The sequence below is a fragment of the Nocardia sp. NBC_00416 genome (assembly GCF_036032445.1).
Taxonomy (GTDB): domain Bacteria; phylum Actinomycetota; class Actinomycetes; order Mycobacteriales; family Mycobacteriaceae; genus Nocardia.
In genome coordinates this window covers 3,578,837-3,604,087 of record NZ_CP107932.1, presented here as the reverse complement: position 1 = coordinate 3,604,087, position 25,251 = coordinate 3,578,837, and the positions used below count along the sequence as shown (strand labels likewise).

Annotated in this window: 21 protein-coding genes and 1 pseudogene; 11 read left to right on the top strand and 11 right to left on the bottom strand. The window is 65.1% G+C overall.

The genetic code is table 11. The features are described from left to right. Window positions 1-89: 89 nt before the first annotated feature. The gene (locus tag OG804_RS15175; RefSeq protein ID WP_328398011.1) at window positions 90-977 is read left to right on the top strand and encodes a helix-turn-helix transcriptional regulator; all 888 of its coding nucleotides are present in this window, start codon (window positions 90-92) and stop codon (window positions 975-977) included. A 24-nt stretch (window positions 978-1,001) separates the two neighbouring features. Here OG804_RS15175 and OG804_RS15170 read toward each other — a convergent pair whose 3' ends face one another. The 6 genes and pseudogenes from OG804_RS15170 to OG804_RS15145 form a co-directional block, all read right to left on the bottom strand. Continuing rightward, window positions 1,002-1,916, bottom strand: a complete 915-nt coding sequence (locus OG804_RS15170; protein WP_328398009.1) for an MsnO8 family LLM class oxidoreductase — start codon at window positions 1,914-1,916, stop codon at window positions 1,002-1,004. Next, window positions 1,913-2,431 carry a hypothetical protein gene (locus tag OG804_RS15165; RefSeq protein ID WP_328398007.1) on the bottom strand — a complete coding sequence of 173 codons (519 nt, stop codon included), beginning with the start codon at window positions 2,429-2,431 and terminating at the stop codon, window positions 1,913-1,915. The genes OG804_RS15170 and OG804_RS15165 overlap by 4 nt, the downstream gene beginning before the upstream one ends. Continuing rightward, a complete protein-coding gene (locus tag OG804_RS15160; RefSeq protein ID WP_328398005.1) occupies window positions 2,428-3,237 on the bottom strand; it encodes an alpha/beta hydrolase fold domain-containing protein in 810 nt (269 codons plus the stop codon). The genes OG804_RS15165 and OG804_RS15160 overlap by 4 nt, the downstream gene beginning before the upstream one ends. A gap of 1 nt (window position 3,238) precedes the next feature. Further along, on the bottom strand, window positions 3,239-3,325 hold the full coding sequence (locus tag OG804_RS15155; protein ID WP_328398414.1) for a hypothetical protein: 87 nt from the start codon (window positions 3,323-3,325) through the stop codon (window positions 3,239-3,241). A gap of 244 nt (window positions 3,326-3,569) precedes the next feature. Beyond that, window positions 3,570-3,647: pseudogene (locus OG804_RS15150) on the bottom strand (short-chain dehydrogenase); the annotation flags it as partial. 356 nt (window positions 3,648-4,003) lie between these two features. Continuing rightward, a complete protein-coding gene (locus OG804_RS15145; RefSeq protein WP_328398003.1) occupies window positions 4,004-4,861 on the bottom strand; it encodes a LysR family transcriptional regulator in 858 nt (285 codons plus the stop codon). A gap of 111 nt (window positions 4,862-4,972) precedes the next feature. Here OG804_RS15145 and OG804_RS15140 point away from each other — a divergent pair, with 111 nt between their 5' ends. The 3 genes from OG804_RS15140 to OG804_RS15130 all read left to right on the top strand — a co-directional run bounded on the left by OG804_RS15140 (window position 4,973) and on the right by OG804_RS15130 (window position 8,303). Beyond that, on the top strand, window positions 4,973-6,277 hold the full coding sequence (locus OG804_RS15140; protein ID WP_328398001.1) for an NAD(P)/FAD-dependent oxidoreductase: 1,305 nt from the start codon (window positions 4,973-4,975) through the stop codon (window positions 6,275-6,277). A gap of 258 nt (window positions 6,278-6,535) precedes the next feature. Beyond that, window positions 6,536-7,363, top strand: a complete 828-nt coding sequence (locus OG804_RS15135; RefSeq protein ID WP_328397999.1) for a GNAT family N-acetyltransferase — start codon at window positions 6,536-6,538, stop codon at window positions 7,361-7,363. A 76-nt stretch (window positions 7,364-7,439) separates the two neighbouring features. Then, window positions 7,440-8,303: a lysophospholipid acyltransferase family protein gene (locus tag OG804_RS15130; protein WP_442941879.1), complete on the top strand. Its 864-nt coding sequence runs from the start codon at window positions 7,440-7,442 to the stop codon at window positions 8,301-8,303. A gap of 108 nt (window positions 8,304-8,411) precedes the next feature. Here OG804_RS15130 and OG804_RS15125 read toward each other — a convergent pair whose 3' ends face one another. After that, entirely contained in the window at window positions 8,412-8,984 is a 573-nt protein-coding gene (locus tag OG804_RS15125) for a hypothetical protein (RefSeq protein WP_328397996.1), read from the bottom strand. 282 nt (window positions 8,985-9,266) lie between these two features. On the opposite strand from OG804_RS15125, the gene OG804_RS15120 reads away from it, so the two are divergent. From OG804_RS15120 to OG804_RS15105, 4 genes are all read left to right on the top strand, one after another. Then, the gene (locus OG804_RS15120) at window positions 9,267-9,443 is read left to right on the top strand and encodes a hypothetical protein (RefSeq protein WP_328397994.1); all 177 of its coding nucleotides are present in this window, start codon (window positions 9,267-9,269) and stop codon (window positions 9,441-9,443) included. Between the two features lie 113 nt (window positions 9,444-9,556). Further along, window positions 9,557-9,703, top strand: coding sequence for a hypothetical protein (locus OG804_RS15115; protein WP_328397992.1), 147 nt, complete (start codon window positions 9,557-9,559; stop codon window positions 9,701-9,703). Continuing rightward, window positions 9,697-10,569, top strand: a complete 873-nt coding sequence (locus tag OG804_RS15110; RefSeq protein WP_328397990.1) for a phosphatidylinositol mannoside acyltransferase — start codon at window positions 9,697-9,699, stop codon at window positions 10,567-10,569. Before OG804_RS15115 ends, OG804_RS15110 begins: the two co-directional genes overlap by 7 nt. Before the next feature lie 968 nt (window positions 10,570-11,537). After that, window positions 11,538-11,684, top strand: coding sequence for a hypothetical protein (locus OG804_RS15105; protein ID WP_328397988.1), 147 nt, complete (start codon window positions 11,538-11,540; stop codon window positions 11,682-11,684). 333 nt (window positions 11,685-12,017) lie between these two features. Here the strand turns inward: OG804_RS15105 and OG804_RS15100 are convergent, their stop codons facing one another. Next, window positions 12,018-13,349: a competence protein CoiA gene (locus tag OG804_RS15100; protein WP_328397986.1), complete on the bottom strand. Its 1,332-nt coding sequence runs from the start codon at window positions 13,347-13,349 to the stop codon at window positions 12,018-12,020. Between the two features lie 1,035 nt (window positions 13,350-14,384). Here OG804_RS15100 and OG804_RS15095 point away from each other — a divergent pair. The 3 genes from OG804_RS15095 (at window position 14,385) to OG804_RS15085 (ending at window position 20,787) form a co-directional block, all read left to right on the top strand. Then, window positions 14,385-14,861: a hypothetical protein gene (locus OG804_RS15095; protein WP_328397984.1), complete on the top strand. Its 477-nt coding sequence runs from the start codon at window positions 14,385-14,387 to the stop codon at window positions 14,859-14,861. Window positions 14,862-15,586: 725 nt separating this feature from the next. Beyond that, window positions 15,587-19,000 carry an AAA domain-containing protein gene (locus OG804_RS15090; RefSeq protein ID WP_328397982.1) on the top strand — a complete coding sequence of 1,138 codons (3,414 nt, stop codon included), beginning with the start codon at window positions 15,587-15,589 and terminating at the stop codon, window positions 18,998-19,000. Then, on the top strand, window positions 18,997-20,787 hold the full coding sequence (locus OG804_RS15085) for a S1 RNA-binding domain-containing protein (RefSeq protein ID WP_328397980.1): 1,791 nt from the start codon (window positions 18,997-18,999) through the stop codon (window positions 20,785-20,787). The genes OG804_RS15090 and OG804_RS15085 overlap by 4 nt, the downstream gene beginning before the upstream one ends. A gap of 754 nt (window positions 20,788-21,541) precedes the next feature. On the opposite strand, the gene OG804_RS15080 is transcribed toward OG804_RS15085, so the two are convergent. From OG804_RS15080 to OG804_RS15070, 3 genes are read right to left on the bottom strand one after another with little or no spacing between them, the layout of a single operon-like run. Beyond that, the gene (locus OG804_RS15080) at window positions 21,542-23,497 is read right to left on the bottom strand and encodes a DUF3732 domain-containing protein (protein ID WP_328397978.1); all 1,956 of its coding nucleotides are present in this window, start codon (window positions 23,495-23,497) and stop codon (window positions 21,542-21,544) included. Beyond that, the gene (locus OG804_RS15075; RefSeq protein ID WP_328397976.1) at window positions 23,494-23,976 is read right to left on the bottom strand and encodes a three component ABC system middle component; all 483 of its coding nucleotides are present in this window, start codon (window positions 23,974-23,976) and stop codon (window positions 23,494-23,496) included. Before OG804_RS15075 ends, OG804_RS15080 begins: the two co-directional genes overlap by 4 nt. After that, window positions 23,963-25,189 carry an ABC-three component system protein gene (locus OG804_RS15070; protein WP_328397974.1) on the bottom strand — a complete coding sequence of 409 codons (1,227 nt, stop codon included), beginning with the start codon at window positions 25,187-25,189 and terminating at the stop codon, window positions 23,963-23,965. The genes OG804_RS15075 and OG804_RS15070 overlap by 14 nt, the downstream gene beginning before the upstream one ends. Window positions 25,190-25,251 lie beyond the last annotated feature (62 nt).

Sequence of the window (25,251 nt, the reverse complement as noted above, 5' to 3'; positions counted from 1 at the left end):
GTCAACCAGCACCCCCGGTTGCGGTGTCTGGCCGTGCCTACCACTGGCGGGGATAGGCTGGGCCGCGGCCGGTGCGCGACAATCGGTGTATGGAACGACATTCACTCCACGGGGGCATCGACGTTGCCGAACCCGATCGTCCGGTGACCGAACTGGGGGAGTTCCTGCGGTCGCGGCGCGACCGGATCACCCCGGATGAGGCCGGAGTGAACAGCTATGGCAGGCGCCGGGTGCCGGGACTGCGCCGGGAGGAACTCGCGCAACTCGCCGGAGTGTCGGTGACGTATCTGACCAGGCTGGAACAAGGGCAGTCGCAGAACGCCTCCGACGCGATCATCGACGCGCTCGCCCGCGCCCTGCGGCTCGATTCGGACGAGCGGGCTCACCTCTACGCGCTGGCGCACCCGGCACCGGCCGATCGTCCCCGCGCGGGCACGACCGAGGTCGCCAAACCCGGTGCCGAACTGCTTCTGCACGCGATGGGTGATGTGCCGGCGGTGCTGCTGGGCCGGTTCAACGACGTCCTGGCGTGGAACCACGCAGGTCACCGGCTGTTGGCCGGACATCTCGATTGCGAGGCACCGCATCGTGCGGAGGACCGGCCGAATCTGCTCAGGTTGTTGTTCCTCGATGAGCACACACGCGACTTGTACGTCGACTGGACGGATGAGACGGCTCGGGCGGTCGCGTCCATGCGGTATGTGGCCGCGCAGTTCGCCGACGATCGACGTCTCGCGGAGCTGGTGGGCGAGTTGAGCGTGAACAGCCCCGAGTTCGCCCGCCTGTGGGCCGGACACGATGTGAAACTGTGCACCAGCGGCTCGAAGCGATTCCGTCATCCCGAGGTGGGCGACCTCGACCTCGGGTTCGAGGTGCTGCATCTGCCCGAAGGCAACGGCCAGCGCATCCTCACGCACACCGCCGAGCCCGGCAGTGCTTCTTTCGCTGCGCTGCGGCTGCTCACCTCGACGCTGTAACGCGGGTTGCTGTCCGACGCTCGGTCAGGACCGGAACCGCTCGGCCAGCAGGCGGTAGGAGGTCAACCTGTCGTCGGGGTCGCTCGTCAGTGTGTTGACCATGATCTCCGCCGCTCCGTGCGCTTCGGCAAGAGTTGTCAGCTCGGCGTACACCCGGTCCGGGGTTCCCGAGATGATCGCGGTGGCGCGAGCCTTCGCGCGGGTCTGTTCGGCCTCGGTCCAGTGATACCTCGCTGTTGTGTCGATGGACGGGATGGGTCCGTCGTATCCGAGGTCCTTGCGGACCCGCCACAACACCATCGCCTCGGCCAGTGCCCGCGCACGTTCCGGGCTCTCGGCGGTGACGACGCGCACCGCGAGCGTGGTGTGTGAGGCGTGTCCGTGGGCGTCCGCCGCGGCCCGGTAGGCAGCCGTCGCCGTTTCGCCGCCGCGCGGGACGAAGAAGTGCCCGTGCACATAGCCTGCCCCGGCCTCTCCGGCGCTCGGCGCAGTCGAACCGCCTGCGCCGAGCACCCACAACCTGCCCGGCGGTTCGGGCGAAACGAGGCCGTGCCGACGGCCGAACGTGCGGGCGAGAGCGGTGATCTTCTCGGCGTAGTCCGGGTCGTGCAGCGCTGCCCTTCCCACGCCCGTGTCGACTCGATCGCCGTGCACATCGGTGAGCAGGCCCATGACCTCGGCGACCTTGGCCGCCGGGTACAGCGGTAGCAGGATGCCGCCGGTACCGACACGAATATCGGTGGTGCGCTCCAGAGCGAGAGCGGTCATCATCTCGGGTGCGGTGCCGGCGAACGATTCCGAGCGATGGTGTTCGGCGAACCAGATGCGGTGATAGCCCAGTTTCTCGGCTGCTACCGCCAGCCGCAGGCCACTCGTCGCGGCTTCCCGGGCGGGCGTGTGTTCGGTGATCGGCACCTGATCGAGGACGGAAAGTCTCATGCCGGCGCTCCCTGTTCGGTGCTCGGGTGGAGGGCGGGCACGATGCGCCAGTCACCTCCGGCCCGGAAGACCAGGTTGTGGATCTCGGCGCCGGCGATTGCGCGCAGTACCGGAATCAATTCGGTGGCATGGTCGGATTCGGCGACGTTGAGTGGCCATTCGCGGATGGTGGCTCCGCGTAGATGGGGATGGTGTACCCCTGCTCCGTACGTCGCGATCACACTGATCGGCGACAGTTCCGCGGCGCGTTGTTCGGGCCAGGACAGCATCCAGGAGGCGATGAGCCCGCCGCGCTCGTCGCGGTGCAGGCCGGTGGCGTCGATCCGTCCCGTCCCGTTCAGCAGATGGTCGTCGAACTCGGCCAGCACCTGCCGAGCGGGAGGGTCGAGCAGTGTGACGGCCGCCGCGAAAGCGGATTCCTTACCGGCGCGCGTGTACTGGCCGAAATGGTTACCGTCGCGGAGGTCGGTGAAATGGCGGATCAGCGCGTCCATGGGCGCGGGTGTCACGGTCATGATGAGGTTCCTTTCCCGGGGTTCGGCCGGAGGCCGGTAGGAGTCGGTTCGGCGAGCATGGTGGCGACGGCCCGCAGGGCTCGGCTGCGTGGCCGGAAAAGATCGCTGTGTCCGACGCCGGGAAGCGTCCGCAGCCGGGTCGGCACGGCATCGGCGTCGAGGCGTTCGGCGTAGCAGGTCACGTCGTCGCGGACCGGATCGTCATCGCCCACGACCAAGGACACGGCAGCGAGCCCGGCGAGGCTCGCGGCCGCGAGCGGTGTCGGGTGGATCAACGGGTGGTGCGTACCGGTTCCGAGCCAGAGTCGCCAGGCCGCCCGCAGATCGGACCTGTTGGGAAACGCGTCAGGAGAGGCCTGATAGGAAGGGCGGGCGCAGTCGGGATCGAGCGGCGGGTAGGCCAGCACCTGTGGCGGCACACGTCCGCCGGTATCGCGTCTGGCGAGGGCCGCGACAGCGGCGATGGTGCCGCCCGCACTGTCACCGCCGACTGCGACGGGCAGGTCCGCCGCTTCGCGCTCGGCCCAGTCGAGCGCCGCCGATACATCGAACACGGCGGTCGGGAAGCGGTGCGCAGGAGCGAGCCGATAGTCCACCGAGACCACGGTCCAGCCCGACAACGCGCAGAGCTGCGCGGTGATCGATGCCCACCGAACGGTCGAGCCGTGCTGCCAGGAGCCGCCGTGCGCCCAGACCAACCAGCCACGAGCCGGGCCGGCTGGTTCGTGCACGAGCAGCTGAACCTCGGCACCGTCTTCGCTGGTGATGCGTCGCCGATGTGCCCGAGCCGGGCTGGTGTCGCTCATATCAGAGCTGCCGGAGGGCGCCGCCGTCGATGGACCACTCCGCTCCGGTCACTTGAGCGGTGCGGGGCGAGAGCAGATGGACGATCACGCCCGCAACCTCCTCGGGGCGACCGATGCGGCCGGTCGGCAGCCGCCGCTCCTCCCGGATGAACCGGTCGACGGCGGTATCGGGGTCGGTGTCGAAACGGGCGGCGAGTTGCTCGGCGAATCCACCCGGGGCGTCGAACAATGCGGTACGGGTCGGCGGCGAGGAAGTCCGCCGTATCGGGAAGCAGGCCGGGTTCCGGTGCGCGCCGGGCAACAGCGACCGGGCGAGCGCCTTCGGCCGCGAGTTCACGGACAGTGGCCAGACCGATGCCGCTGGTACCGCCGGTGACGATGACGACGTGGCCGTCGAGATTCAGGTTCATGAGAGTGGCTCCTGCGATGTCGGGGCTGCACCGGTGTGGGATCGACGCCGAGCGAGACGGGCAGCGATGACGAGAAACAGCGTGATCCGGGCCGGTCGCCGCGGAGGCGATCCGGCTTGTGTCCACTCTCTGCTGGATGTCCGACGGCAACCAGCACCCGCTGATGCCTAGCCCTGTCAGGGATACCCACGCGGCAGCCGGCCCGGACGGACCCGGACGCTGGTCTGGGTGCGATCCCGGTTGCGGCCATGAGGGTTCGACCGCGAGGGCTACTCCGAATCAGGAGGACGCCTTCGCCCAGCGGCCGCGCGGGGCAGGTCCCGGAAACAGCATCCGTTCGCTGTGCCGGAGTTGTCTCAGGCGCAGTGCAGCCCTTCGAGCAGCGAGCCGAGGATGGGGGTGCGCCGGGTGTCGGCGCGCAGCACGGCGGAGACCGGGATGCGCAGGCGGTGGCAGGCCAGCGGAAGTGCCGCGATGCCCGCGGTGGAACTGTTGGCGTAGAGGACGGTCCAGGCGTCGGGGTGGTTGATCAACTCCATGGTGGCGGTGTGGTCCGGGGGGATGGGCGGGCCGAAGGTGGGTCCGGTGGGGAGGTCAGCGAACGCGGTCCGGATGACGTTGTGCAGGAGGAACTGTTCGGACTCCGGCGGCAGGAGCAGCGGGTAGTGGCTGAGCTCGGCGAGGGTGACGTCGGTACGACCGGCCAGCGGATGCGCGGGAGCGGTGGCGAGAGTGAGGTCTTCCACCCATAGCTGTTCGACCACCAGCCCGGCCTGCTGCACGCTGCCGCGGATCAGCGCCAGATCGCAGTCACCGTCCGCGACGGCGGCGACCCGCTGGCGGAAGGGTTTGATGACGAATTCGATCTCCGCGCCCGGGTGCGCGTCGCGGGTGCCGGCGATGGCCGATAGCGAGCGGGTCGCGAAGGACATATTCGCCGCGAGCCGTATCCGGGGTCCGGTGGTGCGGATGGAGGCGCGGATGGCCGATTCCAGACCTAGCATCTGCTTGGCCAGCGGTAGTAATCTTGTGCTCGCGTCGGTGGGGACGACCGATCGTGTCGAACGCTCGAACAATTGGACGCCCAGGTCGTGCTCGAGCCGGGCGATCTGATGGCTGATCGCCGACTGTGAGATGAAGCACCGGGCCGCCGCCCGGCTGAAGCTGAGCTCCTCGCACACCGCGACGAAGTACGTGAGCTGGCGAAGTTCCACCTCGATCTCCATTCATGACCAGAACAGATAAGAGTCATCTCAAGTATGCGCCCTGAACCCTGAAATATCTGCGTTCCCGATGACGGTTCCTAATGAGTGAAGGAGGCTGTCATGCACAAGGTCACTGGGATCGGCACCGGCGTGGAGTACGCGGATGTCGTGATCGTCGGTTCGGGGTTCGGCGGGCTCGCCGCGGCCAAGCAACTGGCCAAGGCGGGAAGGGACTATGTCCTGATCTCGAGCACGCCGGAACATCTGTTCCAGCCGCTGCTCTATCAGGTCGCCACCGGGGTGTTGGCGTCCGATGAGATCGCACCCCCGATCGCGAACATCCTGCGCCGGCACAAGGAAGCGGATGTGCGACTGGGTCAGGTCGTCGCCATCGAGCCCGATGCCGCCGTCGTGACGTACCGGACAGCCGAGGGCGACCGGCAGATCCGCTACGGATCGCTCATCGCCGCGACCGGAGCCAGCCAGTCGTATTTCGGGCGCGACGATTTCGCCGACAAAACCTATTCGCTGAAAACCATCGACGACGCCAAGCTACTACGGGCCCAGATCGAACGGGTCTTCCGGGAGGCCGCCAAGGCCGACGAGGAAACGCGTCGCCGGTTGCTGTCCTTCGTGGTGGTCGGGGCCGGAGCCACCGGTGTCGAGGTCGCGGGGCAGCTGAAGGAACTGGCCAAGCGGTACTACCACCAGGAAGCCTCGGTGACCCTGGTGGAGGGCGCGGGCGCGGTACTGCCGCCGTTCGGTGGCGGGCTGTCGGAATACGCGAAGAAATCGCTGACCCGCAGTGGGGTCGAGGTGCTGCTCGGCACGTTCGTCACCGAAATCGAGGACGGACAGGTCACGGTCAAGGACAAGGACGGGACGCTGCGGCAGCTCGACGCCGAGACCATCGTCTGGTCGGCGGGCGTGCAGGCCGGCGGATTCGCGAAACTGCTGGCGGCGGCCACCGGCTGCGAAACCGATCGCGCCGGCCGGCTGCTGATCAACCCCGACCTCACCGTCGCCGGTTACGCCGATATCTACGCGATCGGCGATATGACCTCGCTCAACGGCTATCCGGGCCAGTCGCCGGTGGCCATGCAGGAGGGCCGCCACGCGGCCGACATCATCAGCCGTGACAAGCACCCGGGTACCCCGTTCGTGTACTGGGACAAGGGCAGCATGGCGGTGATCAGCCGGTTCAGCGCGGTCACGAAACTGAACGACCGCGTCACCTTCCGCGGCGTGATCGCGTGGTTCATCTGGCTGGCGGTGCACCTCTTCTATCTGGTCGGCTTCCGGAACCGGTTCGCCGCGGTCCTGTCGTGGCTGGTGGCGTTCATCGGCACCGGGCGGCCCGGGTTCCAGGAAGTGGACAAGCAGCACCTGGAACGGGTTCGCGAACCCGAACGGTTCGTCGCCTAGCGTCCGTGGGCGGGCCTGGTCGAGTGAGGTCCGCCCGCGGCGCACAGCGCCGGTGACGCCGCGGCGCACAGCTTCGGTGACAGGCGAATTCCAGGTCGTGGTCGGCCCAACTCCGGGGGCCGGATCTGTGGCACGGACGAACACGCGGATACCCGGCGGTGAACGTCTGGTGTGACCTACGTCTCGTTAACCGAACCGGCATGCGGGCGACACGTTACGGACGCCGTAGCGCAGTGTCGGACTGGCCTGCTTGGCAGCATGGCTATTACGTCCGTGCTGACGGCCCCGGCTCGACCGGCCGGCGGCGAGGATCACCGCTCCCGGTACGCATTGATCGTTTCCTCCGACACCGACCATCGCATCGCGGCGCAGCGGTTGCGGTACAACGTTTTCGCCAATGAGCCCGGTTTCCGGATTCCCGACGACGGGACCGGCCTGGACGCCGACAGTTTCGACCAGCACTGCGATCACATGCTGGTGCGTGACGAGTCGACCGGCGAGTTCGTCGGCTGTTACCGGATGCTGCCGCCGGACCGGGTCGCTGCGGCCGGCGGTTACTACACGGCCACCGAATTCGACCTCACCCACCTCGATCCCGACGGTCTGCGGATCGTCGAAATGGGCCGCGCCTGCGTGGTCCCCGAACACCGCAACGGCTCGGTGCTCACCCTGATGTGGGCCGGGATCCTGCACTACATCCAGCTCACCGGATACGACTGGGTGATGGGATGTGCCTCGGTGCCCATGCAGAACAGCCCAGACGAACCGGCCGGTGTCAATGTTCGCGGGGTCCGTGACCTCCTGCTCGGCAAACACGCCTGCGCGCCGGAGAAGCGGGTGCGGCCCTACCGTCCAGTGGCGGTCGACGGGGTGACACTCGACGACCTTCCCGCACCTGCCCGCCCGAAACTGCCGCCCCTGCTCAACGGGTACCTGCGGCTCGGCGCCGAGATCTGCGGCGAGCCCGCGCACGATCCGGATTTCGCCGTCGCGGATTTCGTCGTGTTGCTGGGGCTCGACACCATCAACACCCGGTACCTCGACCGGTTACGCGGCGCGGCCGCGAATTTCGACGGCGGGCGGTGATCTGATGGAGATCGCCGCGAACCCGGTCGCGCAGGTACCCGCTCCGGATGCCGGTCCGCCCGTACGGCACGCCTGGATGCCGGTGAGTCCGTGCGGGACGGGCTGTGTGCAGAATCGTCCCGACATCGGTGTGGTGCGCGCGGGACTCCGCGCGGCAGCGGCGGTATCGGTGCTGCTCGCCTACCCGTTCGCGCATATCGTCACGCCGGCGACCCGGCGTTCGGGAGTGCAGCGGCGATTCGCGCAGGCCCTCCTGCGTGCCTGCGGTATCCGGCTGCGCGTGGTGGACCGGCGAACCGGAGCTGCGGCGGTCGGAGCGCGGTTCGCCGGGCCGGGGGCCGGGGTCCTGGTCGTCGCTGGGCATATCGGGTGGGCGGATATCGTCGTGCTCGCCGCGGTGCAGCCGCTCGCGTTCGTGGCGCGGGCGGATCTGATCGACTGGCCGGTGCTCGGAAAACTCGCGCGGGTGCTGCGGGTTGTTCCGATCGAGCGGGAGCGCCTGCGCCGCCTGCCGCAGGTGGTGGAGCAGATCGGGCAGCGGCTCGCCGCCGGGGAACGGATCGGGTTCTTCCCCGAAGGCACCACCTGGTGTGGTCGTGCCTATGGGACATTGCGCCCGGCGTTGTTCCAGGCCGCCGTCGACACCGCGACACCGGTGCAGCCGGTCCGGCTGCGGTACCTGGATTCGCACGGTAATCGGTCCACCGTCCCGGGTTTCGTCGGCGACGACACTCTGGTCGGCTCGGTGGTCCGGGTATTGCGGGCACGGGGTCTCACCGCCGAGGTCGTCCTCGCCGCGGTCGAACCGGCGGGGACGGATCGCAAGGAGCTGGCGCGTCGGTGTGAGCGCGCGGTCCGGGCGGAAGACCTCTCGGATGCCGCGCACGCCGTGCTCGCGGCGGCGGGCCGGCAACTGGCCGAGGCGGTCGTGCCCGGGTGATCGGCCGGTCGGTTCGAGCCCGGCCTGTAGCGGTCCAGTCCTTTTCTACTGTTCGATAACGACTCACTCATCTATGTACCGCTGTTCAACGGCTACTCGAGTGCTGTGTCAGCGGGCGCTGCCCGTGCCGAGGAAGGGCGGCAGGCCGGGGAGCGCGAAGGGCAGGCCCGGCAGTGCGGGGAGATGGACCTGGGGCAGCAGGCTGGGCGCGGGCGGCGGGATGTAGGGGTTGGGCACGTTCCAGACCGGAGGGTTCTGGCTGCCGCCGCCGTGGTTCTCGCGGTTCCAGTCGACTGGCTCGTCGTAGTCGCGGCCGCGGTTGCTGTGGGAGTCGCGGTCGGGGTAGTTGTTTCCGCCGCTGTTGAGGTGGTCTTCGTAGCCGTCGTAGTTCTGGCGGTTGTGGTCTTTGTAGCCGTATTGGCCGTTGTCGTCCCAGCCGAAGTCGCCGTTGTCGCCCCAGTCGTCGCCGTCCCAGGCCTGGTGATCGTTGTCGTCCCAGCCGTTGCTGTCCCAGCCGTTGCTATCGCCGAAGCTGTCGCTGGAATCGCTGATCGGGGTCGCCTGGCCGGGGTCGGCGAGGGCGGGGCCGGCGGTGACGGCCAGGGGGGCGAGGGCGATGACCGCGATCGCGGCGATTCGCGCGGCGAGGCGGCGGGTGCGCTGTTCGGGGTTTCGGTTCATCGGTGGGTCCTCACTCGTCACGCCCCGGTCTGGCCTGGGGGGCGGTCGCACCTTTGCGGTGCTTTATTGGAACATCGCCTACCGTACCGCTATCCAACGGTACGTTCAATAGGTGGGTGTCAACCGGGGTGACCGGCACTACTACCGCGGTGACTCGGAATGTCCGGTCCCGGCGACGGGCGTGGGGGATTGCGACTACGGTGGGTATGAACACGATCGAGCAGCCGTCCGGCTGCCGATTCCGATGAATGCCCCTCCCGAGCAGGTCTGGAGGTGATTTCTGTGACCAGGGAACTCCAGCTCGGCCAGTGGCTGCATCGGGTCCGGATGGTCTCGCGGCGGATCCTCGCCGCGACCGACGACGACAGCCGCCGTCGGACCGATCGGGGCGGCAGGCCGCCCAACAGCCTGGTGGAACGAGGTATGGGCAGAATTATGCGAAGTAGGTTGCGCCGCTGACTGTTATCACCGGTGAGACCGCATGAGCCGGTAGGCCGGACGAGTAACTTGTTCCAGCCGCCCGCGCAACGAAAACCCGCAACACCCAATCACCTACGACCGGAGTACCGACTGTGCACAACGACGAACCCGGACTGTTCAGCCACGTCCCCGCCGAACCGGAGCCCTACGCGCCGCCGACCGTGGATCATCAGCCCCTCTTCCTGACCGCCACACCCGAACAGGACAACGCCGCGCCGTCGGACGACGGCAGTTGGTAACCCTTTCCGCCCGTGTGCAGGACCTCGGCTACGCGGCCGGCTGGCGGATGGTCCGCGCGCTACCGCACCGCTGGGCGGTCTGGCTGTTCGACGCCGCCGCCGATCGTGTCGCCCGCCGCACGGGTGGCCCGGTCCAGTTACGGCGCAACCTCGCCCGAGTGCTCGGTGTCACGCCCGAAGAGGTCCCGCAGGATCTGATGCGGGCAAGTCTGCGCTCCTACGCCAGGTACTGGCGGGAGGCTTTCCGGCTGCCCGCGATGGACCCCGAAGAACTGGCGCGGACCATCGAATCCTCGGCGACCGGGCTCGACCACATGCATCGCGCGCACGCCGCCGGTCGCGGCGTGGTCATGGCCCTGCCGCACAGCGGCAACTGGGACCTGGCCGGGGTCTGGGTCGTGCGCCGGCTCGGTACTCCCACCGTTGTCGCCGAACGACTGAAACCGGAATCCCTGTTCCGGCGATTCGTCCGCTTCCGCGAGCACCTCGGATTCGAGATCATCCCGCTGACCGGCTCCGAGACGCCGCCGTACGCACAACTCGCCGACCGGCTGCGCGCGGGAGGCCTGGTCGGCCTGCTCGGCGAGCGCGATATGTCCGGCGCGGGCGTCCCGGTCACGTTCTTCGGCGAGCCGATGACCATGCCCGCCGGTCCGGCCCGGCTCGCGATCGAGACGGGCGCCGCGCTGCTGCCGGTGCACTGCTGGTTCACCCCGACCGGCTGGGGCTTCTCCGTCGGTGAACCGATCGACACTTCCCGCGGCCTCCAGCACGCCACTCAGATCCTGGCCGACCGTTTCGCCGCCTCGATCGCCGCCCATCCGGCCGACTGGCACATGCTGCAGCGACTCTGGAGCGAAGAATGAGCCCGCCGCCGCCGTGCGGATCGGCGCACTGACCTCACGGTATGAATCCGCACGTCAACCGCCCGGGAGCAGGGGGGAATAACGGGCGACCCGTGACAGCTATCCTTTACTGGTCATGAAGTCGGCACAGCGTTTCCGCAGGTCCCCGACGTCGCCCAGTATTTCCCATGATTTCCCTGTTTGTGCAGTTAGATGGCACTTTGCGGGTCCCGACGCTGTTCCTTCGTGCCCCTGGCTTCCCATCCTGACCCGTGTGAAATCTGTAGAAAATTTGTAGCGCCACGCACCGGGCAACAGGCGGAACCGGCGGGGCGCCCCTGGGGATGCTGTCCGGGCGGGTCGGATTTCCAACCGGCTGGGCGACTCGGCGGTCGTTCGTCACAGGTACCGATACTCGGTTGGACACGCAAAGCAAGGTCAACCGGGAAACGTCTTGGTCATGGTGGATTCGTGTCCGATCTGACGATTGCGATGATCGAGTGGGCCGGCTGACTGCGCGTGTCTCGGCCTCGTCAGTTAGATGCCCGGCTTCGGCGAGTCTGCGGAGGATGACCTGCCGTTCACAAGTGGGCATGCGCTCGGTGCCTGTAGCCCGCAACGGAGGTTTCAGTTTCAGCCCGGCGTGATCGATGCAGTGAAGCGGCGCGTGCGCCGACGACGCGGTCGCGGACCGGATTCTCGACCGGGAGGCGTGCGGCAGGGGCGGATGGGACTACGATGGTGAGAACACCGTCGAGCAGCCGATCGGCTGCCGAGCCCGACAGGACCTCTTTCGAACTGCCGCAATCCCGCCACCTCCGCGACGGGTTGCTCCACTCGGCAGTCCGGCGCGGAGCGGCCTTGGGTTCGGATGGGTATCCCCGAAAGGCCCCGGACCGCCGGTCGGCCCGACCACCACGGGACGCGCATCTCGACCTTGCCTGCCGCGACTTCCACCGGCAGCGCACACCGAAGATCGGAGCACGAACATGTACGACGACAATGCTGGACTGTTCAGTCACGTCCCGGCCGAACCCGAGCCGTACGCGATACCGGCCGATGCTCCGCAACCGGTGTTCCTGACCGCGGTGCCCGAGCCGGACGCCGCCACCCGCCCGGACGCCGGTTCCAGGTAGGCCGGTTCCAGTCAGGGCCGGCGCGCTACTGATTCGGTAGCAGGCGCCGGATCGGCAGGTAACACCAGCACTACTTGTGGCGACCGGCCAGAACAGCCGCCAACTCGAGCCCGACCCGCCGTGAGCTCCTGCGCATCGCCACAACCCCAGATCCCGCTGCTGTCGGCCGAGCTTTACAAGATCGCCAGCATGAGGTGTCGGCGCGCCGCACCGGAATGGGTGTGTGGGGGTCAGGGGTTCGAGTCCCCTTAGCTCCACAGAAATAGCAGCTGGGTGCCAGTGCTGGGTGCGATATATACGCTGCCTACGTCCGCCCGGCGCAATGAGCACATGTCAGAACAGGAGCAGCTGGTCGTTGTCCGGAACCTTTTGCCGGTTGACTCGATGAACATGGGCCTGATCGCCTGTGATCGCTGACGCGGCGCGCGAACTGTTCGATGGTGTTGCTGGATCGTGTAGAGGAGCGGCAGGTCGCCTGGTTGCTGGTGGCTGGTAGTTGCCGATCTGGGGCGCCGGCGGGCAGCTCGGGATTTCTCCAGGAGCGGTGTCTGGCGAGAGTGTGTGGCTGCAGTTGACGCAGGTGAGCGGTTGCCGAAAGTTCCGGGTTCGCCGGAATTGAGGGGCGTCGGTGTATGCCGGGAGATGGCCGTTCTTTACGAACGTGTTCTGGAGCCGGACCCAGCGCAAGTGAGCGAGCGCCTCGGGGTCGGCGATGGGTGGGGGCCCGGTAGTGCCGACCACAGTCGGGACGGGACTGGAGGTCCGGGAGGGATTTATGTGCACCGGCTCGGTTGCCGGAGTGGGGTGATTGTGCTGGTTGAGGCGATGCTGTCGACGTGTTCGCAGGAGCTCGCGTTCGTGGTGTAGCGCGTCGGTCAATGACTGGTGCAGCTGGGTGGGGATCGCGAGGCCGCGCGGTGTCAAGGTGAGGTCGTCGAGTCGGCATGGGTGTGCGAGCAACTCGTCGTAGACGCACGGCGGCAGGTGCGGCACCTGGTGGGTGGCATTATCCTCGGTCGGCGGTTCTGGCCATAGGGTTCGATGCGGTGCCCCGATCATCACGGACGCGGACCGCTGGGCGGGATCCAATGTCCACAGGTGTTGACGGCTGTCGGGCTCGCTGAGCACGATCCAGTGCGGACGGCTGGTGGGATGCCAGAACCAGACATCGACGACTCCGTTGCGTCGGTAGTCGTGATGTCTTTGGCTCCACTCCGCATCTGTCAGCGGCCCCCTCTGGACTTCGAGAGCTACTTCCCGGCGGTCGGCGAATACGACGCGGACATCGGCGCGGCGTTCCCGGCGGGGCATCCACACCTCGGTATCGGCTTCGACCACACCCGGCTGACGGAGAGCCCACTCGGCCAGCACGGCCTTGCCGGTCAGATGCCACAGTGTCTCAGGATGATGCCGGCTGCCGACGGGCGCGAACCCGGGTGGATGGGCGAAGTGCGGTCGGCGTTGCCCACCCACGCGGGCGCGGACCACCACGGGTACTTTGTCGCCGAACTCGGTGAAACAGGCCGCGCATACCAGCGACCTGTCACCGACGAGGCTTTTGCGCCTGAAGTCGTGTACGTGCGGGTCGGCGGGATCTGTCGGCGCGCAGACGTACTGCCCGCACGAGAGATCGAGCGCGACGGTGAGCTGGTCGGAGAAACCCACTCGGACACCCCTGTCGAATAGACGGTGAGCCCTCCGGCAGACGCGGGAAGGCTACGGAGGGCCGCTCTATTCGAGAAAAATGGGTTCGGCTGAATTCAGTTCAAAGAGCCTGGAACGGCTGAAGTATCTGTATGGGTATGTTTCGCCGAGTGGGTGTGAAGGTTTGAGTAGGTGCTGTGCGGCCTGTGCTTTAGAGTAGGGCGTTACGAAGTCGCTGTCGAGAAGAACTGTTGCGCAACATCTTCGACAACTTTCCATCCGACAACACCGCCGCGGAGGCCGCAGCCCTGATCGAGGATCACGTAGCCCCGTGGGGCCGACCCCAACATCGACTGCTTATCAAGCCCACTTCTCGCCCTCGGCCATCGACACCGGGCGGGGCGAAGCTGGCCGCCATGGGTGCAGGGTGCCGGAGGGAGCCCGCTTTTCGAGGCTGGGGGTGCCGAAGTTGGCGGATGAGTCAGAATCTCGGGCGCAGGGTAGGACTTGAATCCCTCAGTGCGGCAGATTTACCGATTCGGTGTGTTCGATCACATCGAACGGTAGACGATGTTGATCGAGAGGATCAAGCGCTGGTTTGCGGTGGCGCACGGTGGGTGTAGATCCCTCTATCGTGCCCCGAAGGTGGGCCGGACGCTAATCATCCGAACCCGCAGGTGGTTGATGGTCCCGGACTGGGCTTCAATCCGATAGATTCGGCTGGGCGGCGGGGTCGTTCTGATGACGGTCAGTTTCGTGGGTTGATGGCTGGTCATGAGGGTGGGGCGACGACGGTGTACGGGTTGGGGGGATTCGGTTGTTGATGAATTTGCCCCTGAGCCGGAGAGAGCGGCCGGCAGGTGAAGCTACGCGAAAGAGCTTGCGTGATCTGGCATCCTTGAAGCGTGCAGGCAGAAGACATTGCGAAGGAGCTCGCCGCTCATACGGAAGCGCTCAAGTTCGAAGTTGACACCTTGGCGCGGTGTTTTGCCGGGAACCGATTCTTCAGTGACAAGAACAATCCGTCATGCGCACTTCGGCTACCTCATGTCCTGCATGGCGCAGGTCGATGCACTATCGGTGCTTGAACAAGGCGCTCTGGGAGGGCAGCAGACGTCGAGGATGATGGGCTTCCTGGGCCGCTACATGCTGGTGGGAGGTCCCGAGGATCACCGGGTCGCGCTTGAGTTGTTCAGGCACAAGCTTATGCACCTCGGCAGGCAGGCGTTCGTGTTCGATACGACGACCGACATTGCCTACACCTGGCGGCTCCAGTTCACCGACATCGAGGAGATCCGGCTGCGTCACTTCACCCTCAGTGTCCTCGACCCTGCAACCGAGCCTGAGATTCTGTCGTTTCGGCCGAGCATGCCGACGGCGGTCAAGGCGCTCAATATCCATCTGCCTTCGCTGGCCAATGACATCCATCGACTCAGCGAGTCGTACTCGTCTGCCATGCTGGCTGACGCCGGGCTACGGCAGAAGGCCGAAAACGCCTACCCGGACATTCGTTCACAGGAGTTCAACGGCTGAAGGTGCACGGACCGATGCTCGACCTGCGGCAATCGTTGTCGCAGGTTGGTGCCCTCGGCAGGAAACACAAAACATGGGCAACTAGAAAACGCCTGGTCATTATGGGTATGTACCCCATGTGAGAGATCGCGGTGTCGTGTCCGCTCGGTCGACTTGGAGGTGTTTGGCGCTGCTCACGAAATCTATCGGCTGAAGATGCGGGGCCCGCGATGGGTGCCGTAGTTCTCCCGTCCCACTAGGTTTGGAATGGCTGACGGATCTACTCGGCGCGCGTGGACGGCATCAGCGCGGTTGGCTACCGCTGTGCCGATGTCGCGGTATTTGACGGTAGGCAGGATCCGAAACGCTTGGTCCGCACGGATCAGATAACTCGCGTGGACAGCCGCGTGGTCCCGAATTGGTCCCAACACTGCATGTCGTCGAATAAAGCAACCCTTCCCGACGCAGTTCAGGAGGGATTTCTTGTGTCGGGCAGGGCAGTCAGCACATTTGACGAGCACGAATCCTCTTCGTCTTGTTTGGACCAGCAACGCCTGACAACCATCACATCGTGTAGGCCCTGCCCGGCTCATCTACTGGCCGGCCCCGACATCGTGGCCCGGTCTGTGTACACCGAGGACTGCGCCCGTGCGATCATGCGCGCCTGTGTCACCTCCGGTCGCTTCCGAGTGTCGGTGCCAAGAAGTACTCTCACGGGCACGGTTGCGAGATAGGGGAGTTGCTCAATGACACGTCTAGAGATCGCCGGGCGGTACGTCGAGATCAAAGGAACACGGCGTGTCGGCGGGCAGTCAGAGGTATTCCAAGCCACTGACCTCGATCAGGGTGGCCGCCGGGTGGCGGTGAAGATCGTGCCGGCAAAATCTGACGAGATCTTCCGGATCTACTTCGAGCGGGAGACTGCGGCGTTACGCACATTGAGCCACCCCAACATTGCATCACTGCTCGACAGCGGAGTCGATGAGTCCGCTTCTGTGTATTATGTTGTGCTGGAATGGATTCCGGAAACCCTCACGACGTGGTTGGCGAGCCTTTCGGAGCTGCCGGGTTGGGACGATGTTGCCGATGTCGTCGCTCTTCCGCTGGCTTCCGCGTTGGCGCATTCACACTCACTGTCTGTGCTACATCGTGATGTGAAACCGGGAAATGTGTTGTGGGACGGCGGCAAAACAATGCTCGCCGATTTTGCCTTGAGCAAGATCAAGAATCAGATCGCTGGCGCGAGTGACGCTACGGTGCTGGGGCCGACGAGCGCGCCGTGGGCGCCGCCCGATCGCACCTCGCGGGGGTCGGCACGATTCGATGTGTATGGACTGGCTGCGACGCTGCTGCAATGCGTAAGCAAACAGATATTCTCCGACTATCACCACGTCGCTGCCGCCTTGGCCGACGCGGATACACCACCATCTATTACCGATCTGTTGCGCCGCGCGCTCGATCCCGATCCGGCACGGCGGCCGGCGGACGCGCAGGTCTTTTATTATGAGCTGCAGGCCATTCAGGCCGAGCGCGGCAGGAAGTGGCATCGCGCCCTGCAGATTCCCGTTGTGTTGACGAAGACCGCCCGCGAGGCGCTACAGCAGGCTGGCGAAGGACGTGCGGCAGAAGATTTGATCGATCAGCGGCTCGGGACGGCTACGTATGGGGTTCCTCGTTTGAAGACCCTGCCTGACGGGCGCACGAGTTTGACTGCCGATGAGTTTCAGCTGGTGGGTGACCAGGTGAAGCTGATACTGGTCTACGAGGGTGACACCAAGCTGGTGTGCAAACGAGCAGAGGTGAGCAACTTCGAGGAACTCGAATACCTTCGGAGGCTCCCCGAAGCCGTGATGATCGATTCGCGCGACTTGGTTTTCACCGCACGTCCGCCGATCCGTCCGCAGGAGTCCGCCCGGGCTGCATTCGATTTGCGCAACCGGTTGCGCAAATCTGTGCAGGATGCTGGTGACCGCTCCAGCGACCGAGCAGCCAATGCGCGACTGGACACCTGGTCGAAACTCATTGATGCCAAGGAACAGTTGGAGAAGCGGCTCGAAGAGCCCATTATCTACACCCGGGTCAGCAGTTCTGGCGTGGAGTTCATGCTGCAGACGACTATTCCGTTGACGGCGTCGATTCTCGACCAGGAACGTATCGCGCGACCGAGCGAGGATGTGCCGGCCAGTAAAGGTGTGCACGTGATTGTCGACGACGTCGACGACGAGGGAACGGACTTCACCGTGCGTGCATTGAGCCGCGGCGCCGACATTCCCTTCAATGGTGTACTGGTGCGTGACCGCACCCCATCGCGCGCGGCGATCCGCCGTCAGAAAAGTGCGCTGGCCTCTTTGCGGGAGGGCAGCGCTGCGCGCCCCCATCTACGGGAGTTGGTGCTCGACCCGTCGCAAGCGCAACCACCTGAACCTGTTGAGTTTCAGGCTTCTGCAGCGGATTTGGACGAAGATAAAAAGGTTGCTGTGTCCAAGGCTCTCGGGTCGGCAGACCTGTTTCTCGTCGAGGGGCCGCCGGGGACCGGAAAGACGTCGTTCATCTGCGAGCTGGTCAACCAGTACCTGGCAGAGAGGCCGCGAGACAAAGTGCTGCTGGTCAGTCAGATGCATGTGGCGATCGACAACGCCGTAACCCGACTCTACAAGTCGGGGGTCACCTCGGTGGTGCGTTTATCCAGCAATGACGACCGCGTCGACGCCGAGGCTAGTCATCTACTGCTGAGTAACAAACTGGCGGTGTGGGTTGCTGGGGTCGCTGAGCGTGCCGCAGTAGGTATGGCCGCGTTGGCCGAACGGGAAGGTGTCCAGATCGAGCACCTGACGCTGGCGCTGGCGACTGAGGAAGCCCTGGCGACGCTGCGCCGCCAGCAGGACTATGTCGAGGTTCTGGGGCCGATTACTGACGAGGACCGCCTCGACAATGAGGACCTTCCCGAGGATCGGGCCGAAATGCTCGCCGGCTATCAGCGTGCGATCGAGCGGACTGAGGAAGCGGTCGTGGCGGTGAGAGCTGCTGCGGGTGAGGCTGGCGTGGATGTGCCCGAAACGCTCGACCAGTCCACGCTGGAGACGTTGGTGGAGGAAGTTCTTGGAGGTGGGACGGTAGAGCGGCAGCTGCGTCAACTTGTTCAGACCCAGGGGGACTGGCTGGCGAGCCTGAACGACCCAGCGGCGGCCGAGCCTATGTTTCTCCCCACCCAGAGTGTCGTTGCTGGAACATGCATGGGGTTTTTGGCTAACTCAACCATCGGCGCCATGCAGTTCGACCTGTGCATCATCGACGAGGCGTCGCGCGCGACGGCAGCGGAGCTGCTGGTGCCGATGACACGGTCCAAGCGGTGGGTGATGGTCGGGGACACCAAACAGCTTCCGCCGATGGTAGAGGAGGTGCTTGAGCACGGCGACATCGTCACGACCTTCGATCTGGATCGTGATGTGGTGTCGAGGTCGTTGTTCGACACCCTACTCGACGAGGTGCCACAAGCATGCCGCACGAGTCTGGTCACCCAGCACCGGATGGCAGTGCCCATCGGTGAACTCATTTCGCAGACCTTCTACGGAGGGACGCTCATCCATGAGCCACTGCCGGTGCTGGACCTGAACACCATCGACGAGGACGACCGGCTGGTGTGGTTTTCGACCAGCCACCGCAGCAACCGCTACGAGGAGGCAAAATTTCCGGGCAGCGCAAGTGCTTTCAACAAGCTTGAGGTAGAGAAGATTGCCGAGATGATCAAAAGTCTCAACGAGCAGGCCGTTCGCGGACGATTCAGGCGGCTGTATGGGCACAAATTGGAAGTCCTGGTGCTGAGCGGCTATCAGAAGCAGCGCACGGAGATTCAACGTGCCCTGCGCCGCCTCGGTGTCTTCGGCAGCTCCCATATTGATGTGCAGGTGAAAACAATTGACGCCGTGCAAGGCAGGGAATCGGACGTCGTCATCTTCTCGGTCACCCGCAGCAACTTGACTAGCGAGTTCGGCTTCCTGGGGCAGCCATATACGGGTCGAATGAACGTCGCACTGTCGAGGGCCCGCGAAGCCTTGTGGATCGTCGGTGACTCGGAGTTCTGCGCGAGCCGCGAGGGTCCATTGAAAGACGTCGTTCACCACATCATGTCGAGTTCAGGCGGAAAGGTGCAGTACCTATGAGCCGCGACATCTTCGCCGCCGCTGCCCGTCGGCATGCCCACCAGCTGCCGGGCTACATCCTGCTGGCGGCCGAACCCGCTGCCGTCCCCGCCTCATCGCTGAACCTGGACATCCTCGCGGAACAACCCGAAGAGCTTGAGGCTGCACAGAAGTACGCGCTGCGCGCCATGTTGAACGGTATCGATACGGTCGATGACCTGCAGCTGTTCCTGGGCTTGGACCGCTCTGACGCGCTCAGGACGATCGCTGGGCTGTTGGAAGCGGAGCACATCGACTACAGGCCACCGGAGCTGGGGGAGCTGCGGCGGCTGACGCTGCTGGACACTGGACGTGAAGCCGCGCGCGACGCTCAGCTGCGTCGACCGGCGCCAGCATCGCTCCAAGTTGTCTACGACCGTCTCGGCATGCGGCTGACCGGTTGGCGGAGAAAGACCCTCACACGAACTGGGCAGGCCAAAGCTGATCCGGGACGGATCCTGTTGCCGCCAGCGAGTAGTAAGCTGCTGCAGCTTGAGGACCTCAGTGTCGACGAACTGACTGCAGCGCTTGGCCTCCGGCGAGAGAATGTGCGGGTCCTGGGCATTGCCGGTGTCACCGAGAACCGCAACTATTACTACAATGCGATCCTGTTGGTGTACAAGGACATTGAATCCAACGCCCTGCGCCTGGGGGTCGATATTGATGGCTGCTGGAGCGAACTGCACGCCACTGTCCTCGACACCATTGGGGCCGTTGATCGGCTCGGCCTGACCACGGCACCTCCGGAAAACCCGTACGTGCCCATCCCGGACTCAGAGGCGACCGGTGTCCGGCTGTCCCGCGATGAAGTGATCGCTATCCAGAAGGCGTTGGTCGAGGAGGAGGCCAGTACTGACAGGGCTGAACTGAACCGTGTGCAGATCCGATGGCTCGGTGTCTATGAGCATCCGCAATGGCTTGAAGAGGCCGTTACGAACTCGCAGCGCCGACTGCTGATTATCAGCCCGTGGATCACTCGTAGCGTCGTTACCTCACGATGGGTGCGGCAGCTGGAAACTCTTGCCCGTACCGCCGATGTCACCATTTTCTGGGGCTTCGGGGACAACGAAAAAACCGATACCAACGCTCTGGGGGACCTCCATGAAGCGGCGCGGCGCTCCAGGCGGCTCGCGATTGTCAAAGTCGATGACACCCACGCAAAAGTGCTTGTCAGCGATGAATATTACATTAAGACCAGCTTTAACTGGCTGTCCTTCCGTGGTGATCGGTCCCGCAAATACCGGCAAGAAGAGGGCGACCTGGTCCAGGACCAGGAACTCGCTGACCGTCAATACGACAGGTACATGACCAAGAACTGCGGACGGGCGACTGAAGTCGTCGGCACGTTGCCTGCACGATACCGCCAGCTCGTTACCGCGAGCATTGCTGCGGAGGAGTCGGCCGCCGCGCAGCAAGCGGCAGCCGCAGTTGCGGTCGGTCAGCCCGTCGGTCGGTCCCTACCCAAACCTGCCGCGCCGCCGCGATCCCGCGACGAAATACGAAGAGTTGCCCTGCGTAAAATCACTGTGGGGCAGACCATGTCGGGAGTGATCAAGAATGTGACCAACTTCGGCGCGTTCGTGGACCTAGGTGATGCCGTCACCGGGTTGATCCACATCTCGCATCTTTCTGCGCGGCGTCCTGGGCATCCTACCGAGGTCGTCAACGTCGGGGACAACGTGACAGTGGCTGTCCTTAACGTCGACTTCGACAGAGAGCGTGTCTCGCTCAGCTTGAAGGCCGAGAGTCGTACTGGCCGGAAACGCTGATAAACGACAACTGCTCGGTGCAACCTGTACAAGGAGCGAGTATATGACAACGGGGTGATGTGCTAGTTCAAGTGGTGATGGCGCTCGCCGAACTGAACTCAGATGGGCCAGGGGCCCGGTTAGCGGCAGATAGTGCCCTCGGAGGATTCGAACCTGTAACGCCGAAATTCGCCCCGACCTGCGAAGACGACTGTCCAGGTTTGTGCCCTCGGCGGGGCACGTCGAACATGGGAACGCGGGTGACCTGGCGATCTACTCTGGTCAACTGGTAATCGAAGCGGATTTCGCCCTGGGCTGAGCAACGGTGCGGTGTTCAGCGCGTGGCCATCATCGGTGACTACTCAAGTTTGACGCACATCCCCTCTGTGGTCGACTGCCGTCCCCGCCACCACCGTCGAGCGATGGTCGACAGCAGGACTTGAACCCCGAACCCGCAGTTCGGAAATGGGAACCTTGAACCGTCGGGGCGAGATATCCGAAGCGGACATGTGGGCACGTAGTTGGTCGAACTATCTTCCCACGTGGGCCGCTCTCGGTTGGGGTTGGATGTTGTGGCCTATATCGAGACCCAGGCGTATTTGTTCTGGAGGTAGGTTTCGATTCCGTCCCGACCGGATTCATGTCACCAACCGAATTGTTTGTAGACGCTGAAGGGCGCGGAGTGGTCGAAGTCCATGGCAGTTCAGTGAGATGGCGGCGGCCTGGAGTTGCTTGGCGAGGGTGCCCGGGCCGACGCTGATCATCGCGCGCCGGATTATTCGTCCTGGTCCTCGTCGTCGATCGGTTCAGTGATCCATTCCGGAGGTACGAGGGCTTGGCTGTTGCTGTAGCGCCAGCGTTCGACGACGTGGTCACGGAAGAGTGGCTCTGCCAGGTCGGCGTGTTCGACGACGATGACCTGGAGGGCACCGTCGAGGGCCTGGGTGGTGTTGACGATGGTCTGGTAGACGTTCAGTAGGTGGCTGAGGTCACGTGTGGGTTCGCCGTAATCGGGTGGGAAGTACACCTGGGACGGCTGGTCGAGGATCAGCGTCCGTGGGACGGGTCCGCGATGTTCACCAAACCACTCGTGCAGGCTCAGCAGCGTGGCGATGTGGTAGCCGAGGTGGTTCTCGGCGCTGCCCATGTCGGCGAGCCGGACGGGGCCGTCGTTGGTGTCGGCGACGACGGTCAGCCGGTTGACGTCGAGACGGATGGGGGTTTCTGAGTGGTCGAGCCCCAGCGCAGCTGCCTTGGTGCGGATGTTCTGGCTGATCAGCGACAGGTAGCTGGTGAGCCGGTCGTCTTGGGTGTCGTCGCTGAGGAGATCCTCCAGTTCAGCGATCTGCCGTTGTAGGTCCTCGCGGCGGTCCTCGACCTGTGGGGCACTGACGTGTTGGGCGGTGGTGTCTAGGTAGAGACTGATGCGGCCACGCACATGGGCTGCGCGCTGCGTGTCGTCCGGCTCCTGTTGCAGCGCGCGCAGTCCGGCGCTGATCTCGTTGATTTCGTCCTGGTTGCGGGTGAGAGCTGCGCGCAGCCGCTGTAGTTGTTCCTCTTCCTGCGCCAGCTGCCGTTGCAGGGCCGGTGTATCGCTGCCGATGACGTGGAGGTCGCCGTCGAGGCGTTCGAGGTCGTGCATGATGGCGGCCACCGTGCTGTTGGCCGAGGCGATCGGGCTCTCACACACCGGGCAGTGAGCGGCCTGAGAGGCATCCTGGTCCACCCGCATCAACCCAAGCGACGCGAGGCGGGTGCGCTGCTCATGTGCATGTCCGGCGAAGTCGTCGTTCTCCTCGAGTGCGCGTTTGAGGTCGGCGATGCGAATCCGGGACTGCCCCACGGCACGGCGCAGTTGGGTACGTCGACCAGTGGCGGCGGCCAACGGATCGTTGTCGTTGTCCGCTTCGGGCACGAGCTGGATCCTGCCTTCGAGGGCGGAGCGGAGCAGGCTGGCGACTTCCACGGCGGTCGGCTCGCTGTCGCGACGTTGAAGCAGCCCTGCCTCGACCGCCTCGGCCAACAGCGCTCGGGCCTGGCCCGAAGCCGGGCCGAGGTTGCGACTTTGGGCGAGTTTGGCCTCAAGGTCGGAGAGGTCCCGGCGCAGCAGCCGCAACCGGCCGCGCAGCGCAGCTTGTTCGGGGTCGACGGCGCCGAGGAAGTACGGGATCACACCGCGGATGGTGTTCGGGCGCCACTCCTTGCCCTGGGAGTGGAACAGCAGATCGGGGTTGGCGACCTCGTTCTGTCCCTGGAAGCAAAAGTACAGTGCGTGACGGATCGAGGGGGCGATGGTCTGGGCGCCGGCGGCGGGAACCTTGACGGTCCGGTCGATCCCGGAGAAGTCGCTTAGGAGGTCCTTGGCGACGTCCAGCGGTGTCGTGAAGGACAGCTCCTCCAGCGGGGGAGGTGGGGTGGCAGGGGCCTGGGATAGGACGCACAGCACCGTGCTGATGGCGGCTCCGCGCTCGGGGGCACGCCGAGCGACGAAGAGCTGCTGGCCCGGTTTAACGAGGGTGACGGCGTAGACGCCCACATACTTGCGGACCTTGCCAGCCTTGACAGGGTAGTCGGAGCTGGCCAGACAGTAGTCGATGATCGTCAGCAACGCGCTCTTCCCGCGCCGGGAGTCGCCTGTGACGATATTGAGGGTGCCGGTGCGGAAGGGGACCGTGCGGACCTGACCGGGCTGCTTTCCATAGACGGTGACCGCCTGGACCTGAAAAGTCACGCTCGAACTCCCAGGAGTGTCAGGACGGTGCTGATGCTGCCGGTGCTGGGCAGCCAGCGCCCGAGGTGTTGGGCAGCCTTCTGAATCGCGGTGTGCTGCTCGGGGCCGTCCTTGAGGGCCGTCACCGCCCGCGGTGTCACGGTCAGCCCGGTGCCTTGCAGTCTGAGCACACCGCTCTGCAGGGCGAATTGCAGTCCCGGCCGGACGACGGTGGCGAGGGCGGTGGCGTTGAGGCCCATCGCTACGCGCACGGCCTCGTTCTCGTCGAGCCAGCCCATCAGCCCTGTTCGGGTGGTGGCCGGCAGCACCGCACGGATGGATGGCTGGAGGGCCATGACCGCGGCGGTCACGGCGACCGGAATTGGGCAGGCGGAGAGGTACTTCTTCTCGTAGCCCTGCACGGCCCGGACGCACACGAGTGCGGTGAAGGCCGGGTTGAACAGGGCGCGCTCCTCCCGGCTGAGGTCAAGATCGGCCATCTGCGGCTCCGGTCGGCTCCAGCAGGGCAGCCAGGCGGGCGGTGAAGTCCGGGTGCCACCCGACCTGCAGCTCGTCCGCGAGCATCTGGTAGGAGCCCTTGGTGACGAATACCTCTTCGCAATTGGGGCGGATGCGCATCCGGGCGTCGTGGTCGACCCAGCGATAGATCAGCTTGGCCTGCCGCTTCATCTCTTCTTCGGTGGCTTCCTCGCCGAGTTCCTCGCGCATCTCTGCGAAGCGCGACTCCCACTCCTGCACGAGCCTGCGCTCATAGGCGCCGATCTCCCCGGTACGCACCAGATTCTCGTTGGCCCAACGGGATCGTTGGGCGAAGGCCCGCACCCAATCTCGCACCGCGTAACCAATTCGTTCCGTGCCTACGCCGATCAACCGCAGTTGATGGACGAAGATCTTGTCGGCGGCATCGACGGCGGCCGGGTCGGTAGCTGTCAGATCGAAGATGTCGCGATCGATAGGCAGGTTGTGTTCACCGATCTGGCTCCGTAGATCGGTGAATAGCTCATCGAACTCGGCGCCGGTCACGGGATCCGACCCTGGGGAACTCATCTGGACGGACGCCCGTTCGAAAAACCAGCCCTCCAGGCGCTGAAGAAAGGCATCGGCGAAGCGTCGCTCGACGGCCAGACTCGCATAGCCCAGCAGGTCATTCCTGATCTCGTCCATGCCCGGTGCATCACCGATGACTTCTATGCGACTGACGAGTTCGGCCCGGCGCCGCTCGTCGAGCGCGTCGAATGCGTCGAACGCCTTGGCGAGGGTCTCGCTCTTCGACGACTGGCGGGCTTGGACGAGCAGGTCGGCGGCGGCCTGCTTGTCGCGGTGCCCGGTGGCCTTGGGCTGCAAGAAGAATCCCGCGCTTCCCTCAGGCAACTCTGCGGTGGTAATCAGGTAGAGGCTTGTCTCGGCAAGGTCGATGCGCTTCTCGGTGACCGCCTGCGACCAGACCCTGATCGTTTTCCATAGGTCCGACGACAGGTCCGTCAGCCTCACGTTATCTGCCCGCTTCTTCAGCTGGGTCAGCTCGGTGCGCGACCCCATCTGGGCCTGGACATCGTCGGTTGCCTCAATCGCTACACTCCACTCGATCCCGCCCCTGGAGAGCTCTACGCACCGCTGGAGAGCCACACGGAGTTGGTAGAGGTAGCCGAGCGCTGACGCCGATGCCTCGAAGGGATTTACAGGGCTGTTCATGCACCCATCGCCTCCCTCTGGTTGCCGAGTACGACGATCATTCCATGGCTGCGCCGCAGTTT

Coding starts and splice junctions, on each gene's coding strand:
- OG804_RS15175 (WP_328398011.1), top strand. CDS start 90: ATGGAACGACATTCACTCCACGGGGGCATCGACGTTGCCGAACCCGAT.
- OG804_RS15170 (WP_328398009.1), bottom strand. CDS start 1,916: ATGAGACTTTCCGTCCTCGATCAGGTGCCGATCACCGAACACACGCCC.
- OG804_RS15165 (WP_328398007.1), bottom strand. CDS start 2,431: ATGACCGTGACACCCGCGCCCATGGACGCGCTGATCCGCCATTTCACC.
- OG804_RS15160 (WP_328398005.1), bottom strand. CDS start 3,237: ATGAGCGACACCAGCCCGGCTCGGGCACATCGGCGACGCATCACCAGC.
- OG804_RS15140 (WP_328398001.1), top strand. CDS start 4,973: ATGCACAAGGTCACTGGGATCGGCACCGGCGTGGAGTACGCGGATGTC.
- OG804_RS15135 (WP_328397999.1), top strand. CDS start 6,536: ATGGCTATTACGTCCGTGCTGACGGCCCCGGCTCGACCGGCCGGCGGC.
- OG804_RS15130 (WP_442941879.1), top strand. CDS start 7,440: ATGCCGGTGAGTCCGTGCGGGACGGGCTGTGTGCAGAATCGTCCCGAC.
- OG804_RS15125 (WP_328397996.1), bottom strand. CDS start 8,984: ATGAACCGAAACCCCGAACAGCGCACCCGCCGCCTCGCCGCGCGAATC.
- OG804_RS15105 (WP_328397988.1), top strand. CDS start 11,538: ATGTACGACGACAATGCTGGACTGTTCAGTCACGTCCCGGCCGAACCC.
- OG804_RS15095 (WP_328397984.1), top strand. CDS start 14,385: ATGGCGCAGGTCGATGCACTATCGGTGCTTGAACAAGGCGCTCTGGGA.
- OG804_RS15090 (WP_328397982.1), top strand. CDS start 15,587: ATGACACGTCTAGAGATCGCCGGGCGGTACGTCGAGATCAAAGGAACA.
- OG804_RS15085 (WP_328397980.1), top strand. CDS start 18,997: ATGAGCCGCGACATCTTCGCCGCCGCTGCCCGTCGGCATGCCCACCAG.
- OG804_RS15075 (WP_328397976.1), bottom strand. CDS start 23,976: ATGGCCGATCTTGACCTCAGCCGGGAGGAGCGCGCCCTGTTCAACCCG.
- OG804_RS15070 (WP_328397974.1), bottom strand. CDS start 25,189: ATGAACAGCCCTGTAAATCCCTTCGAGGCATCGGCGTCAGCGCTCGGC.